This window comes from Flavobacterium sp., assembly GCF_027531905.1.
Lineage (GTDB): Bacteria > Bacteroidota > Bacteroidia > Flavobacteriales > Flavobacteriaceae > Flavobacterium.
Genome location: NZ_JAPZSU010000007.1, coordinates 46,389 through 63,399, shown reverse-complemented (window position 1 = coordinate 63,399; position 17,011 = coordinate 46,389). Strand labels below are relative to the sequence as shown.

Here is a 17,011-nt window from a genome sequence, read left to right as displayed (position 1 = left end):
GACAGAAGTAGTTTCTACCGCTTGAACAGGCGAACCAAAAGGATTTGTTGTGGTCACATTAACAGTTCTTACTTGAGTATGACAATCATCTGTTGCTGTAACTCTATAGAAGCCGGGTTGAGTAGAATACCATGTGGAGTTGACACTAGGAATACTTGTTCCTAAACTTGCTGCCATTGGATTGGTACCAGACAGAGGAACGCCTGCTGAGTTTGTTATTGTAGAAGTAACATCAGTATAAGTAACACCGTCGGGATTCCTTAATTCAAATTTTAATGAATTGGTACCGCAAAAATAGGTTGCTCTATCGGTAAAACCAGTGCCGCCAGAAACGTCTCTATCACCTAAAATATTAAATCTATAACGTACAGAACAGTTAGCAAAAACTGTTTCTGTAGTAGCATTTACAGTTAAAAAATTATTATCCATACTAACCGTACTTGTTTTGGAAATCGTATTACAGCCCCCATTAAATGTGGTAGTAATTACATCTCCATTTTGTAGTGGTGGGCCTGAGACAGCAACTGGGTCATATCGAAAACGTGCCGAACCTGAAACATAAGTTAACGGATAATCTACTCCCGCTATAGTAATTTTTGCATTACCTGCCAATTGTAGGTTCGCTAAAGAAGCTGCATTGACATTAGATAGATTCACAAATAATCTTACATTATTACAAGATGTAGAAGGGCTAGAACAATCTCTTTCGTAGTTAAATGGTCTAAAATCAAAACTCATTGGATTACTAAGGTTTTGAACCGTAGTAGGGCTTTGACTAACCGTCACAGCACAACCCGAATCATTGTTTGCTAAATCTGTAACAGAAATATTAACTTGCTCAGCTCCTGGCATATTCGAAAAAGTATAGCTTCTATTACTTGAGGTAAATGACTGTGTACCTGTAGAGCTAGTCACCGAATACAAGAAAGGACCAAGTCCTGTACCGTTCGCAACATTGATCGTTAATGTTCCATTAGGCGTATATCCAGGCGCATTATTTCTACAAGTAGGAGCGGTACTGCTTGTGCTAATATTCATATTAACATAAGAAGTAGTAAGTACCACTGGATTACTTGTATATGGAACTGTTGTAAACGGATTTGACAATGTAACTTGATAACTACCCGCTTGTAATGCACTAAATACAACAGCACCTCCTGTCGTGGGAACAGATTGTTGAATAGGAGTTCCGCTTGGGAGTTTAATTATTTCGGCTGTCCAATCGCTACAATTAGTAGATGCCGGTACATTAACCGTAATAGAACCATTTGAGAAACAAGTTCCATTTGTTTGTGTAACTGTAAAATTTGCTGTATTACATTGCGCTAACCCCCAAAAGGAAGATAGCAAAGCAAGTACTGTATAGATTTTAAAATATTTCATTAGTAATAGTAATTTTAGTTAGTAAGTAATATAGCTTGTGGTTATATAGTCATATAAAAAATCCAATTCAATAATAAATTCCTTTTACGGACAAAAGAGCCCCTCTCCTTACATCTTCAGTTAAATAAAAAACACCATTTTGGCTAATCAATAAAGTATTTTAACGTAATCTAATGATTACAAAATATGAAAAAAAATTACAAAGCTAATAGATTTTTATTCATACACCATTGGCGATCAAAATTTTAAGAATATAATCGATGAACTGTGTAATTTTTTCGATTAAATACCAATACTCTTCTAAACAAATTGGTCAGTCCAAGCTTTCAAAATAAAAATTCAATTAAACGGTATAAACAAACAAGTCCATTATTCCTTTCTTCATAATTAGAATCTAAATCCATTGTTCAAACTTTTAAAAAAACTTAAAAGCATTTTTTAAAAAATAATTTGGTTTACTTCTAGAAAATAATTCTCAAAAAAGAAACCATTTACATAGACCAAAAACTATAATTGGATTAATTCTCTTAAGTTTATATTTTGCAGTTAAAAAAAGTGAAGGTCTAAAGACATATAAAACCTTGCCAGTACTACTAAAACAAGACCTCTATCTTATTCAATTCTATACGGTTGTGATTTGCAACTATTTGTTATTTTTTTTATCAAAAGAAAAAATATAGCGTTCATAAAACCGTAAGTGATTCTATTTTTTGGAAAAAATTCCAAAAAACAGAATCGCTTACAGCTTAAATCTATCGAGAATGTACCTACTTTAGTTTGATAACGAGCGAATAGTAATGTCTCTCAACTTATAAAACATTCGTATAGAACGCTTAACAAAGCTTTTACAATTTCTTTTCTTAATGGATTTTGATTGATTGTTGTAAAAAAATGCCCTCATGAATAAATTCAGAGGACATTTTTTTGGTTAGAAACAACTATTAAAGCGCAATAATAATAAACTCACTTCTTCGGTTCATTTGTTGTTGTTCTTCGGTGCAATTGGATTGGTTGGTTGGTTCTCAGCCGCAATCGTTGTTGAGTTGCGATTCGCCGTAGCCTTTTCTGGTGAGTCTTGATTTATCGGTGCCTTTGGGAACTAACCAAGCGATAGTCGATTGTGCTCTTCTTTCGGATAAAGCCAGATTATATTTGACCGTTTGTCTACAATCGGTATGGGAACGAATGTCGATTTTCAGGGTTGGATTTTGTTGTAAAACATCTAAGATTTTGGCCAAGTCCAAAGCCGCTTCCTTGCGAATATTGGATTTATCCAAATCAAAATAAATCATTTTGATACCAAAACATTTGCCTAAATCATCGTCTACTGTTACTTTGCAAATGCTAGCAGTTTTTTCATGATCTAAGGGAATAAATCTGTTACTTATTGGTTTTATTATTTTTTAATAAAGCCTCATAAGTCATTAATAATGCCTTAGATTTTTCCTTTTGACCAAGTTTATCCAAGGTTACTGCATATCTCAAATAAAATTCTGGTTTTATTTTCTTTTCGATAGTAAAGAATTCGGAATAATATTTAGAGGCTTTGGTATACTCATTTTTATAAAAATAGGCATCCGCAAGTTGGCTAAACAATTCTGAAGAACGGGTACCTTTTTCCACCAGTCTTTCATAAGTTTCTAAAGGGATGATGGTGATACTTTTGTTAGGATCATTTTTTTGAATCTCTATAATTTTTTCCTCTTTTATTTCCTTTGCGTCTTGCGATTCTTTTGCTTCTGGTGATTCTTTTGTGTCTTGTAATTCATTTGCTACTTGTGATTCTTCAATTTCTTGTGATTCTTTTGCTTCTTTTGAATCATTAATTTCTTGTGGTACTTTAGCTTTGAAATTCGAATCTTTATAATTTCTTTTTTTTCTATACGTTATTATTTCCTTGACCTCTCTGGTGTTATTTTTTCCTAAATCATAGGTATAGATCATATTCTTGTTACTAACAATATAAACTACTTTAGTACTTCCAAAAGCAGTGCGAATGGTCTCTGTAACTTCATAGGAGATTGATTTAATTTCTTTGTCGGAATCCATTAACTTTTCTGGATTGTTTTGACTATAAAAAATCATTGGAAATAAAAGAAAGATTTTTAAAATCATTTTTGGTTGAAATTTCATCATGTGTTTAAAGTTTAAAAACATCTAGTCTTTACAAATTTAGCATTGTTTTTTAAGATTGCATAACGCAAGAAAACTTCATGCGATCCAGAATTGTAATTGTCTAATTTGATAGTTTCTAAATGATATCCATAACCAATTACATACTTTATGTGACTTGAAAACCTACTCATTGGGTACGATGTAGTGCAAAAATACTCATGTTGCCACTACTACCTGCATCGGCAGAGTTGATGTTGGTAGTATTGTACACGTACTGTGTGAATTGTGCATCTTGTTGAGCATAACTCACCAGCGCTTGTAGCATGGTAGTGAAAGTGACTATTTTTATTTTTATTTTCATTCTATATCATTTTTAAGCCAGATTGTTGTACGGTTAAATCATTCTCCCATAAGGCAATTTATTTAGAGAGAGATTAGAATCCCGCTTTTTGATTCACAAATCCCAATGATTGTTTTTTTTTGCATTTAATCACATAATAATAGCTACCACTTGGCAAAGCATTGCTTTTTTTATAGTAACTCGTCCTTCGGATAATCCAACAAAAACTTTAGAAACATGATCAATAACCACTTACTTCAAAAAAAGTTTTCCCCAAAATGAATAAACTTACAAGACGTGTATTTGTCTCTTAAATATTTTGAATCTATTTGAATTGCTTACACATTTACTATATAAAATCTCCTTTAAAAAATTAATTTAATTAACTTTTACATTCAAATTGTCAAAAAAGAAACCATTTACATCCGCCAAAAACTATAATTGCATTGTTTCTCCTAAGTTTATATTTTGTAGTTAAAAAAGTGAAGGTCTAAAGACATATAAAACCTTGCAAGTACTACTAAAATAAGACCTCTACCTTATTAATTCTATACGATTGCGATTTGCACTATTTGTTATTTTTTTTATCAAAAGAAATAATAGAGCCCTCATAAAATCGTAAGTGATTCTATTTTTTGGAATTTTTTCCAAAAAATAGAATCACTTGTGGATTAAATTCATCGTGAATGTTTGAGCTTTAATTGCGTAACGAGTAAATAGCACTGTCCTATTCTAACATACAAAAGTAATTTCTTATCGAACCCTATTTTTCAAAGATGTTCGATAAACCTTATTTCCTTTTTCAAAATAGCCCGTGAGGTGTTGCTTTTATAGAATAATTTAGCTTAGCTACGATGTCTTATCCCAAAACTAATTTAAAAAAAACCACCAAAGACCTTTGAATATATCAGCAAGTCCTTAGTGGCAAAACGGTAAAATGAAAGTATAACTTCAGTAATTATAAATTATCTATTTCCTCTTGAACAATTTCCCAGTCCATGAGTAATTGATCTAATTCCTCTTTCTTTTTATTGTAAGCAATAAAAAATTTCGCATCTTCAACATGCTTATCATAATTAGAAGCCAGCATTTTATCATCATGTTGAATATCGATTTCTAGTTGCTTGATTTGACTTTCGATTTTGCTCAATTTATTGTGCAATGCTTTATGCTTTTTTTGATCTTCATACGAAGATTTAGACTTTGTATTCTCTTTTGATAAGGTTTGCTTTTGAATATCTTTTTTCTCTACTTCACGCATATTTTCAAGGTTGCGTTGCTCCAAAAAGTAGTTAATATCGCCTAAATATTCTTTAATTTTTTGATCTTTAAATTCATAAACAATATTAGACATGCCTTGAAGAAAATCACGATCATGCGATACCAATAACAACGTTCCTCCAAATTTTTGTAAAGCAGCTTTCAAAACATTTTTAGATTTAATATCTAAGTGATTCGTAGGCTCATCCATCAATAGTACGTTTATGGGCTGTAAAAGCAATTTACACAAGGCCAGTCTATTTCTTTCCCCTCCCGAAAGTACTTTTACTTTTTTCTCCACGTCATCGCCTCGAAACAAAAAAGAACCTAACATGTCACGCACTTTCATTCTATTAGTATCTGCGGCTGCATCTTCCATGGTTTGCAACAAGGTAATTTCTCCATCTAAGTATTCGGCTTGATTTTGAGCAAAATAGCCTAATTGTACATTATGCCCTAACTTAATTGTTCCTTCATACTCGAATTCATTAACCAAAGCCTTTATAAAAGTGGATTTACCTTGCCCATTTTGACCTACAAAAGCAATTTTACTCCCTCTTTCAACTAAAAGACTGATGTCCTTTAGAATGGTTTTATCTCCATACGATTTGGTAACATTTTCAGCTTCAATAACAACTTTGCCAGGTTCTTTTGAAATTGGAAAAGAAATATTCATGACCGAATTATCGTCTTCATCTACTTCAATTCGTTCTACTTTATCCAGCTTTTTAATTAAAGACTGCGCCATCGATGCTTTGGAAGCTTTGGCCCGAAATTTTTCAATTAACTTCTCGGTTTCTTCAATCTTTTTGGCTTGATTTTTTTGAGTGGCTAATTGCTTTTCTCTAATTTCATGTCGTAATTCAAGATATTGAGAATAAGGCTTATTGAAATCATACGCTTTTCCTAAAGAAATTTCAATGGTTCTATTGGTTACATTATCCAAAAACATTTTATCATGCGAAACAATAACAACAACCCCAGGAAAATTTCTCAAAAAACCTTCTAACCAAATAATACTTTCAATATCCAAGTGGTTTGTAGGCTCATCTAGCAAAAGAATGTCGTTAGATTGCAAAAGCAATTTGGCTAATTCAATTCGCATTCTCCAACCTCCAGAAAAAGTCTCGGTTTGGTTATCAAATACTTCACGTTTAAACCCTAAACCTAACAAAATTTTCTCTGTGTCACCTACATAATTATAACCTCCCAACAACTCAAACCGATGGGTATAATCAGATAAATCTTCAATAATTTGGCTGTATTCCTCACTTTCATAATCGGTACGAGTCACCAATTGATGATTAATTTCTTCCAGCTTTTTTTCGACAATTTTTATTTCGGTAAAAGCTTCGTAAGCTTCTTCCAAAACGGTTCTTCCAGCTTCAAAATCAATATCTTGTCGCAAAAAACCCATTCTGATTTCTTTTTCTTGTGCAATACTCCCCGAATCTGGGGCAAAATCACGCGCTAAAATTTTAAGCATTGTAGATTTACCCGCTCCATTCTTGCCTACAAGCCCTACTCGATCGCCTGCTCCCAAGCGAAAAGTTACTTCTTCAAACAAATAAGAACCACCAAAAGAAACCGATAAATTGTGTATATTAAGCATAGATTGTGACTAAGGTTACATTGGTAGCAATCTAAAATTGTACCTTTGATAAAAAATTTTTGCAAATGTTAAAAAAAGGATCCAAACTAAATAGCATTTTAACAGGAAGTTGTCCGAAATGCCAAAATGAAAGCATGTACGAGGATAAAAACCCTCTTAATCTAAGTAAAGTACTAAAAATGAATGAAACTTGCAGTCATTGTGGCTTACGCTATCAAATAGAGCCTTCATTTTTTTACGGCTCAATGTATGTAAGTTATGCTTTGAATGTTGCTGTGGGCGTAGCTGCTTTTATCATTTCCTATGTTTTCTTTTCAACAAGTATTAAAAATTCATTCTTTGTAATTATTGCAGCCCTACTCATTTTATTCCCTTGGGTTTTGCGATGGTCAAGAAACATCTACATTAACATGTTTGTAAGTTATGACCCTAGTACCAACAAAAAGTAGCTTATTTTCTGAGTTTCTTTAAAAATCTTACCCAATTGATTTCAGGTGCCAAAGGTATTTTGTATTCGATATGATTATACAATGCCTTTGCCATTGCGGGGCCAAGCATTACTCCTCTTGTCCCAAGTCCATTTAAAATATGAAGCTGTGGATGGATATCATGTGTCCCAACAAGTGGCTTACGGTCTCGAACCGTGGGTCTTACTCCCGCAAAATGTTGAGTTACTTCAAAATCACAATTAATAATTTCATGAATACGTTCCAATAATTCCATACGCCCCTCTTCTGTGGGTAAATCAGTTTTATCTTTCCAATTATAGGTAGCACCTACTTTGAAAAAACCATCTCCCAATGGCAAAATAAAGACACTTGTATTTACAATAACATCAATATTTAATTCGGGTGCTTTTATGATAAACAATTCACCTTTGGTACCATCAAGAGGCAAAAAATTAAAGTAGGGATTTTGATGCAAACCAAAACCTTCTGCAAAAACTAGTTGCTTTGCTTTAATACCCATATAGTCGATCCCATCAGGTATTAGCGACAAAGAAGAATAGTGAAATTGGTCATTAAAATACATTCCTAAATTTCGTAAAAAATCACGGTAATGCTGTAAAAGGAGCGCAGTATCTACATAACCCGTTTGCAATACTTCACCATATCCATACGGAGCTTCTATACCGCTGTAATTTGAAAATTTTAAGGTCGTAGATAAAAAGGGAGCAAGGGCTTTTTTATCAGAAGCTAAAAACCAATTATTCTGTTCTTCAATGGAAAAAAACTTTCGATAAATTGGTAATTTATTATCAAATGTAACAGAAAATTTAGCTTTTAATGCGTCATAAAATTCTGCCATGTCTTGTAGTTGTGAGCCAGCATCCCAAACTTCTGAAAAACGTTTAAGAATTACAGGATTGTACAACCCCCCTGCAATGTTTGAAGAATTTTGAGAATCATTATCAAAGACCATAATCTTTTTATCATTCTTCAAAGCCAATTCAGCAAAAGAAATTCCAGCTAAACCTGCACCAACAATTAAATAGTCAATCATGTCAAAAAATTTATAAATAGAATAAAAACAAAAAAACTCTTACCCAAGAGTAAGAGTTTATTGATATTGCAACCAATTAAATTAGTAATTCCACATATCTTGTTCAAAATTGCGAATTTTTTCTTTAATTCTTTCAGACTCTAAAAGTTGATTTTGAGAATTATCTTTCATGTATTCTTCGATAGTACGATCTCCGTAAACATTTTCTTCTTTGTAAACCACTGCATTGAATCTTCTTGAATTCAAAATCTGATCAAATGAAATAGGCATAGATGAATTTTTATCGTTGAAAGCTTTAGCTTCATGCAAAACTTCTCTTGCCGCTGGGAAAAATATCCAGAACAATTCAATATAGTCCTTTTCTTCACTGTTCATACTGTAAACATCAGGCGTTACAGGACAAATACCAAGTAAACGATACTTTAATTCACTCTGACGTTTATCAAAATACCAAAAGCCTTTAATTTTATACTGACTTACATCCTGAGCCGTTAGATCTTGTTTTAATACAAACTCAAGCGGAATAGTTTTGGTTGGCCCCACTGTTTCGTCCACATAAGTAACTTTCTTCTTTTTTCCTGTTCCTGTCACTACTTTTTTCTTAACCACTCTAGTTCTATAAGCGTCTGGGTCTTGATTAATCAACTCACGACCAGCATCTGTAGTATCGATACGTGATAATGAACCTTGTATATCTTTCAGTGATTTTTTTGTATTAAAATAACTATCAGTATATACCTCAGTAATTTTTCCAGCTTTCATTGCTTTAGTCAACACATCATACAAAGAACGTCTGTCTGTACCAATGTTAGCTGTATCAATAGGAAAGTATAAAGGAAAATTGATTTTTTCACTCAAATCAATAATTTCCCATGTCGTTTTACCCATCAAGATATCTCTGTCATGAACATAGCCGTAAGCCAATGGTTTATCATTATCAGAAATACGCTGAGCTGCAGTTTTAAGTCCAATTTCACTAGGTTTTTTGGCATTCAAAAGATTGGATTGTGAATATCCAGCTGCACTACCTAATACGGAGACAATAGCTATTAAAAAAAATCTTACATTCATCATGGTGTCCTTATAAATATTGGAGTAGTTTTTTTACAAACGTACTATTATTGTATTTCGAAAATTACTGGTGCCGTTCTTGGTAATAAATAACTACCAGCTCCCACTAATTTAGTTTTTATTTCAGAAATCGTTACTTGATCTCCTCTACCCGCTTTTGATAAAGCAGTGATACATTGTGAATTCAAACGGTTCCCAGAAACTACAACGGTAGGCTGACCAGCAATTTTAAAATTGAATCCAACAACGTCTAATCCAACTTGAAAATCAAAATCAACTAATTTTGCTCCAATGGTCGCTACTTGTAGGTTTGATTTAGGTCCTTTTACCACACCCATTTCACCTCTAATTGTACCAGCTGGTCCAGGAATACCTTTAATTCTATAAACTTTCTTGTCAGATGCAATTTTGCCATCAGACATTTTACCTGTAACATTAATAACTACTTCGGTACCTGTACCCGGGCTCATGTTGTATTTTCCGTTACCAACTTTTGTCAAACCAGGCGCAGAAGCTACAACATCTTTATCAGAAATACCTGCAAATGAAATAGACATTGGATTTACCACTCCTCGGTACACTACATTCATTTTATCAGCAGAAATTGTTGCAGAATTAGGTCTTGGAACTACAACATATTTACCTTCAAATTTTAAAGGAATGGTTTTGCCATCTTCTAAGAAAGTAAATTGACCATTGATATTTTGTTCTCCAACACCACCAGCTGTAAGAGAAATAACAGCTTGACCATTCTCTAATCTCCCAGGACCTTGAAAAGAAGTTGGTTTAGTGTTTTCGTCATAACGACCTAAAACTACTTTACCTTTTACATTTTCACCTTGAAAATAAGCATTCTTTTCTAAAACTACAATTGCTTGATAGTTACTGTAAGATGCTGCTTCAACAGCTGCTTTTCCTAAGGCAGAGTTATACACATCTGATTCCGCTTTCTTAACATCATTTTGCCAAGCAGATAATTTTGCTAAAGATGCAATAGCGGGAAAACCTTTAAAATGATAATTCAAATATTTTATTTTAGTTCCCTCCGAATCTTTAACATCTTCTAAACTAAATTTGTTTTCTACTTCACGAACAATAGAGGCATATTTCTTGTCTGTACCTAAAGCAGCTTTCATATCTGCTTTGTACTTTTCAATTTTTGCTACAATTTCTTTTCCTTTTTTAGTATAGCCTTCTCCAATGAACCAATTGTCAATGTTGTCCCCCTTGTCCATATCTTCATACGGTAATTTCCCGGTTTCAGCATCTACGGTATATCCTTTAAGAACATCCGTTTTTAAAGTAGCGATATATGCATCAAATTCTTTAGAAATACTTTCTACTTTATGAGCTGTTGCAGCCGCAGCAACGAAATCACCTTTTGCCTCAGCCGCTTTTGTATCCAAAGACATCAATAAAGATTGATTAGTTTGGGTAGATGCAGCATTTGCACTTTCAAATTTTTCATTAAAAATACCAAATGCAGAAATGATTTCTTTTCCAACATTCATTGCTAACATTGCGATGAAAACCAGATACATTAGGTTAATCATCTTCTGTCTAGGGGTTAATTTTCCTCCTGCCATTTTTTCTAAATAATTAGTTTAATAAATAATAATTTTAGTCTAAAACTAATTATCCTTTGTTGTTCATTGCAGAAAGCATACCACCATAAACACTGTTTAATGAAGCAATATTTGCAGTCATAGAAGCCATTTGCTCTTTCAATTTACCAGCATTTTCAGCGATTTCTTTGTTAGCCTCAGCATTTCTTGAAGCGCTTTCTAATTGAACTTTGTATAAACTATTTAATGATTCCATTTGAGCAGCGGCCATTGAAAGCTCTTCGCTGTATTTTTTAGTAGACGCAATAGAATCAACTGTTGGAGAAATTGCTTTAGCAGCACCTTCGAAATTTTTGATGCTATTACCTAAGCTTGACATCAATTCAGAGTCGATTTTAGCTTCTTTCAACATAGCATCCAATTTTTGAGATAAAATCCCTTGAGCATCAACTTTTTCTTCGTTTTTAACTTTAGATTTAGCTTGACCGTTAGCTAATTCAGGATAAACTAAGGTCCAATCTAATTCGTCTTCTACTGGTTCGAAAGCAGATAAAGCAAAAATTAATGCTTCGGTAACTAGACCAACTGATAACATCACAGTTCCAGTTAATGGTCCTAATTCAAAGTGAGTAATTTTGAATAACGCTCCAATAATAACTACTGCCGCTCCCATCCCGTAAGCGAAATTCATTGCTTTTTTACTTAAAATTGCCATAATAATTTGTTTTTAGGTTAATATAAAATATTTAGATTTGGTTTAATACTATTTTTTTCTTTTGTTCCCTGTTGCTTGAGTTCCCATATAATCTTGAACTGTTCTGAATCCGATAAAGCTTCTAGCTGAATCAGCATATTCAAAATCACGTGTACTCACTTGTAAGAAGTAAGCAACATCTTTCCAAGATCCACCACGAACTACTTTACGTTTGTTTGATGCATCGGAAACGTTTGGATTCATTGTTGAAACATACTCGAAACCGTTTGGATCATATGCGTCATTTGTCCACTCTGAAACATTTCCTGCCATGTTATACAAATTGTATCCATTAGGTTCATAAGATTTTGCTTCAACCGTATACAAGGCATTATCTGCGGCATAATCTCCACGACTTGGCTTAAAGTTGGCCAAGAAACAACCTCTATCATTTTTAGTGTAAGGACCTCCCCATGGGTAAGTTGCTGATTCGAGACCACCTCTTGCAGAATATTCCCATTCTGCTTCAGTAGGCAAACGGAAAGAGTTTACTAAATCACGTCCCTTTTGTTTTGATTTGATATATGAGTTTTTATTTTGAGTTCTCCAAGCACAAAAAGCTTTGGCTTGCGTCCATTTAACTCCAACAACAGGGTATTCTCCATAAGCTTTATGCCAAAAATAGTCATTATGCATTGGTTCATTGTAAGAATAGGCATAATCTTTAATCCAAACCGTAGTGTCAGGATATACATTAATTTCTTCAGTTCTAATAAAATCTTTTCTAGAACCTTTAGCTTTAGCCGCTGCTTGTATATCCATCCAAGTGTATTTGAACTTCAATTTATTCACATCAATTGTTCTAAGACCGTTGTAGGATTGGTCAATTGGCAAATACATTGAATCCATAACCTCAGCGTAGTACTCATCTGGATATTTCTTCGTGTCTTTTATTAATTTTACTTTACGATTCAATTTTCTATTTTCTGTACCCACACTATAATAGTTGTCATACATGTATTTGTCGTAAGCAGTCATTTTAGCAGGATCAGCATCATTAAAGGCAAAGTCAGCAATACTTCCAGCATTTTTTCCTTTACCTGCAGTACCTTTTTGTCCACTAGCTTCAGCAAGAATCGCTAATTGAACTCTAATTGTAGAATCTTTTACCCATTCTACAAATTGACGGTATTCACTATTCGTAATTTCGGTTTCGTCCATGTAAAATGAACGTACGGTAACTGTTTTAGTTGGAGCATCGTCGATAGCAGCAATATCATCTTCTGATTTACCCATGATAAAAGATCCACCTGGAACTAATGTCATTCCATAAGGTTTTTCTGGGTGCCACTTACCTCCTTTAACTCCTACTAATTCTCCTTTATCGCTTGATTTTCCACAGCTTATTAACAGAGTTAAAAATGCCGTAAACACAATGACTTTCTTCATATAAATTTGGGGGTTAACTATTCATTATTTAAAGTGTGTAAACCTATTTATTATTTTTTAAATAAACAATTTTTACAACGAACAAATCTTCTTTTTTTTAAACTACTTTTAAACACTGTTTTTGCGCTGCGCTTTCCACCATCTCTCAGGTAGCTCTTGATTACAAGCTGCTAAATATTCTTCATAAGAACAAGGTAACAACGTATTTCTTTTTAATTTATTGCTTCCATTGGTCAAAAAAGGTATTTCGATCCACCAGCGATCTGTTTTATTGCTTTTATAAAAAACCAATTCTTCTTCTTCCAATGGCACTATATATTTAAGGTAATTGTCTTTAGTTCCGAAGGGATACTCCCCAGATCGAAACTGATATCCTTCCATAAAGTACCACACAATTTGCGCAATAAGAACCGCCTCTTGAGCACTATTTGCATGATTAAAAATACCAAACAATGACACCTTATCGCTTATTCCTGCATAGCGAGCCAAAGAACATATCTCTTTTCCATTAAACCCATTCGGCGCGAAAATATTAAAATTTCCGGAATCCGAAGACTTTACAGCCGTTAAATCCAAACTTACGACATCAGCATCCCTAAAAACGGGCTCTGCGAGTGCAATATTATTAGATATTTCTCCTAATCTATAGGCGTCAAAATATAATTTCTCTATAATATCTATCTCTTCTTGCGAGTTATAGTAGGTTTGATAACCAATGTTGCAATAATTGAATAAGTTATTTGGAGAATCAATAACCATTTTTGTCAAATACGAAGTGCTTGATAAGCGATCTGTTTCTTTACCAAAATCAAACTTATTATCTATTGCGACCAAATTAACCATTTGTTCCAACTCATCATAAGCTCTATAAAGTGCATAAGTCAAGTCTTGAGAACCACCAATAACAATTGGAACAATTCCTTTTTTTATTAAACTAGCGACTACTTTTTTTACTGCAAAATAAGTATCCATTGCCGAATTGCCTGGTAAAATATCTCCCAAATCTGCAATCCCCATTTTCCAATTCCCCATAAACAACCCGTAAAACGATTTACGAACTGGCGTTAAATCTACCATGGACTGCACATGATCTTCGCCTCTATTATCAAGCACACCAATTATTGCAATTTTAATTTCACTTAAATCAGGAAAACCATCTTCGGTATGCAATGCCATTACACCGCCTACATGATGAGTGGATAAATCGTTTTTGAAAGCTACGATTTCACTATCAATTGGTACTAGAAAATCAAACTCCATTGCTTACTTTTTTTTAGCTACTGCTTTTTTAGCAGGTGTAGATTTTTTTGCTGCTGCCTTTTTTGCAGGAGCTTTTTTTGCTGGTGTTTTCTTTGCAATCATTTCCTGAACTTCAGCTAAAGTCAGTTTAGACGCATCAACATCTTTACTTAATTCGATTTTTATCTTACCTTTAGTAATAACCGAACGTCCCCAACGCGCTTTTTCAACTAAAATTCCTTCGTCTTCCCAATTGTGAATGACTTTATCAATATTCTTCTGTAATTTATCCTCAATCAAAAACTCAATATCCGCTTGAGACAAATTATCAAAATCAAACTTCTTGGAAACATTGATAAAAATACCATTCCATTTGATAAAAGGTCCAAATCTTCCGGTACCTTTTTGAACACTTTCACCTTTATAAACAGCAATAGGCGCATCGGCCAATGCTTTTTCATCAATTAATTCTTGAGCGCGTTCTAACGAAACATCCAATGGATCTTCGCCTCTTGGCAAAGAAATAAAGACAGCTCCGTGACGTACATAAGGCCCAAAGCGTCCGTTGCTTACTTCGACTTCTTCTCCTTTATAGGTACCTAAATTTTTTGGTAATAAAAATAAATTCAGCGCTTCTTCTAAAGTAATGTTTCCGATATTTTGTTCGTTACGCAGACTGGCAAATTTTTTATCTTCATCTTCAGCATCTCCAATTTGAGCCATTGGACCAAACTTACCCAAACGAACTGAAACAGGTTTTCCAGAAGCTGGATCTGTTCCTAAAATACGCTCTCCACTTTCTCTATCAGCATTTGCTTCAACATCTTTTACATTAGGGTGGAATTTATCGTAGAACTCTTGCATCATTTTAGCCCATTCGATGTTGCCTTCTGCAATCTCATCGAAATCTTGCTCCACTTTTGCAGTAAAATTGTAATCTAATATAGAACCAAAATTTTTCACCAAGAAATCGGTTACTATGGTTCCAATGTCTGTAGGTACTAATTTTCCTTTGTCAGAACCTGTATTTTCTTTTAATACTTTTTCGGCTATTTTTCCAGCTTGAAGGGTAAGCTGAGTATAATTACGCTCCTGCCCTTCTAGTGTTCCTTTTTCAACATAATTTCTATTAATGATAGTAGAAATAGTTGGTGCGTAAGTAGAAGGACGACCAATTCCAAGTTCTTCTAACTTTTTTACCAAAGAAGCCTCTGTATACCTTGCAGCAGGTCGAGAATAACGCTCCGTTGCAGTAATAAATGTGTTGGCTAATGGCTCGTTTACTTTCAAAGCAGGCAACATTCCTTCTTGTTCTTCCTCGTCATCATCATGTCCTTCCAAATATACTTTTAGAAAACCTTCAAAAAGCAACACTTCTCCAGAAGCCACAAAAACTTCACTATGATTATTCGCTTCAATTTTAACATTAGTACGCTCTAATTCTGCATCACTCATTTGAGAAGCCAAAGTTCTTTTCCAAATCAAATCATACAAACGCGCTTGATCTCTATCCACATTTACAGTATGCAAAGACATATCAGTTGGACGAATCGCCTCGTGCGCTTCTTGTGCTCCTTTGCTTTTGTTAGCAAAAGTTCGTGGCTTAGAAAATTCTTTTCCGTAAGACTTTATGATTTCGGCTTGAGCCGCATCCATCGCTTCTTTAGACAAATTCACACTGTCCGTTCTCATATAAGTAATCAATCCCGCCTCATACAAACGTTGTGCTAACTGCATGGTGATTCCAACTGGTAAATACAATTTACGAGCCGCTTCTTGTTGTAAGGTTGAAGTTGTAAAAGGTGCAGTAGGTGATTTTTTCGTCGGTTTCGTTTCTAAATCTGAAACCTTATATAAGGAGTTGGCATTTTTATTTAAAAAATCTTGTGCTTCTTGTTTGGTAGCAAAATTTTTAGGCAATTTCGCTTTTACCGTTTTTCCTGCTTCGTTGGTAAACTCGGCAACAACAGAATAACTAGCTGTTGGCGTAAAATTTTGAATTTCTCTTTCGCGTTCCACAATCAAACGAACCGAAACAGATTGTACACGACCTGCAGAAAGTCCTCCTTTGATTTTTCTCCAAAGAACTGGAGACAACTCATATCCTACTAATCGGTCCAAAACACGACGAGCCTGCTGAGCATTAACTAAATTATAGTCAATCTCACGAGGATTATCAATGGCTTTTAATATTGCATTCTTAGTAATTTCATGAAAAACAATACGTTTGGTTTTTTTAGCATCTAATTTTAATTCTTCTGCTAAATGCCAAGAAATAGCTTCTCCCTCACGGTCCTCATCGCTTGCTAACCAAACCATTTCTGCATTCTTAGAAAGTGTTCTTAGTTTACTCACCAAAGCCTTTTTATCCGAAGAAACTTCATACTTGGGTTTAAATCCATTTTCAACATCTACCCCTATTTCTTTGGAAGGCAAATCGGCAATATGCCCATAACTTGACTCTACTTGAAACTCACTTCCTAGAAATTTTTCGATTGTTTTGGCCTTTGCAGGTGACTCCACTATTACTAAATTCTTTGCCATATACCGTTTGTTTATGTCGGCAAAAGTATATGATTTTTTTAAATTTTAAGATTATTACACTTTAAAAGTACATTTTATAGTTGAATTACATATTCTTTAAACTTTCAAATGCACCTGTTTTAGAACTATCAATTAGTAAAAAACACTCCTTTTTGTTTTGAAAAAAGGCTGTCGGTCATCACAAAATCAAATACAATATCTCCAGTTATTCTTCTTGAGAAAAACTCTAAAAACAA

12 protein-coding genes and 1 pseudogene are annotated in these 17,011 nt (G+C 33.9%); 1 reads left to right on the top strand and 12 read right to left on the bottom strand.

Annotation, left to right across the window (positions count from 1 at the left end):
• From O9307_RS02195 to O9307_RS02175, 5 genes and pseudogenes are all read right to left on the bottom strand, one after another.
• Positions 1–1,383: hypothetical protein (locus O9307_RS02195; protein ID WP_298294879.1), on the bottom strand; the 1,383-nt coding region annotated here is incomplete at its 3' end.
• A gap of 941 nt (positions 1,384–2,324) precedes the next feature.
• A pseudogene (locus O9307_RS02190) lies at positions 2,325–2,756 on the bottom strand (OmpA family protein); the annotation flags it as partial.
• Between the two features lie 7 nt (positions 2,757–2,763).
• On the bottom strand, positions 2,764–3,519 hold the full coding sequence (locus O9307_RS02185) for a hypothetical protein (RefSeq protein WP_298294878.1): 756 nt from the start codon (positions 3,517–3,519) through the stop codon (positions 2,764–2,766).
• A gap of 166 nt (positions 3,520–3,685) precedes the next feature.
• Positions 3,686–3,859 carry a type IX secretion system membrane protein PorP/SprF gene (locus tag O9307_RS02180; protein ID WP_366099879.1) on the bottom strand — a complete coding sequence of 58 codons (174 nt, stop codon included), beginning with the start codon at positions 3,857–3,859 and terminating at the stop codon, positions 3,686–3,688.
• A 937-nt stretch (positions 3,860–4,796) separates the two neighbouring features.
• On the bottom strand, positions 4,797–6,710 hold the full coding sequence (locus tag O9307_RS02175; RefSeq protein WP_298294876.1) for an ABC-F family ATP-binding cassette domain-containing protein: 1,914 nt from the start codon (positions 6,708–6,710) through the stop codon (positions 4,797–4,799).
• Positions 6,711–6,775: 65 nt separating this feature from the next.
• Here O9307_RS02175 and O9307_RS02170 point away from each other — a divergent pair, with 65 nt between their 5' ends.
• On the top strand, positions 6,776–7,159 hold the full coding sequence (locus O9307_RS02170; protein ID WP_298294875.1) for a DUF983 domain-containing protein: 384 nt from the start codon (positions 6,776–6,778) through the stop codon (positions 7,157–7,159).
• 1 nt (position 7,160) lies between these two features.
• On the opposite strand, the gene O9307_RS02165 is transcribed toward O9307_RS02170, so the two are convergent.
• The 7 genes from O9307_RS02165 to topA form a co-directional block, all read right to left on the bottom strand.
• On the bottom strand, positions 7,161–8,213 hold the full coding sequence (locus O9307_RS02165; protein WP_298294873.1) for an FAD-dependent oxidoreductase: 1,053 nt from the start codon (positions 8,211–8,213) through the stop codon (positions 7,161–7,163).
• 81 nt (positions 8,214–8,294) lie between these two features.
• A complete protein-coding gene (gene gldN, locus O9307_RS02160) occupies positions 8,295–9,284 on the bottom strand; it encodes a gliding motility protein GldN (protein WP_298294883.1) in 990 nt (329 codons plus the stop codon).
• A gap of 47 nt (positions 9,285–9,331) precedes the next feature.
• Entirely contained in the window at positions 9,332–10,870 is a 1,539-nt protein-coding gene (gldM, locus tag O9307_RS02155) for a gliding motility protein GldM (RefSeq protein WP_298294871.1), read from the bottom strand.
• Between the two features lie 49 nt (positions 10,871–10,919).
• Positions 10,920–11,564, bottom strand: coding sequence for a gliding motility protein GldL (gldL, locus tag O9307_RS02150; RefSeq protein ID WP_298294869.1), 645 nt, complete (start codon positions 11,562–11,564; stop codon positions 10,920–10,922).
• A 48-nt stretch (positions 11,565–11,612) separates the two neighbouring features.
• Positions 11,613–12,992 (bottom strand): gliding motility lipoprotein GldK, encoded by a 1,380-nt coding sequence (gene gldK, locus O9307_RS02145; protein ID WP_298294867.1) that lies wholly within the window; start codon positions 12,990–12,992, stop codon positions 11,613–11,615.
• A 108-nt stretch (positions 12,993–13,100) separates the two neighbouring features.
• Complete coding sequence (locus O9307_RS02140) at positions 13,101–14,252, bottom strand: formimidoylglutamase (protein ID WP_298294865.1); 1,152 nt, start codon at positions 14,250–14,252, stop codon at positions 13,101–13,103.
• Between the two features lie 3 nt (positions 14,253–14,255).
• Positions 14,256–16,775 carry a type I DNA topoisomerase gene (topA, locus tag O9307_RS02135; RefSeq protein ID WP_298294863.1) on the bottom strand — a complete coding sequence of 840 codons (2,520 nt, stop codon included), beginning with the start codon at positions 16,773–16,775 and terminating at the stop codon, positions 14,256–14,258.
• Between the last annotated feature and the right edge of the window lie 236 nt (positions 16,776–17,011).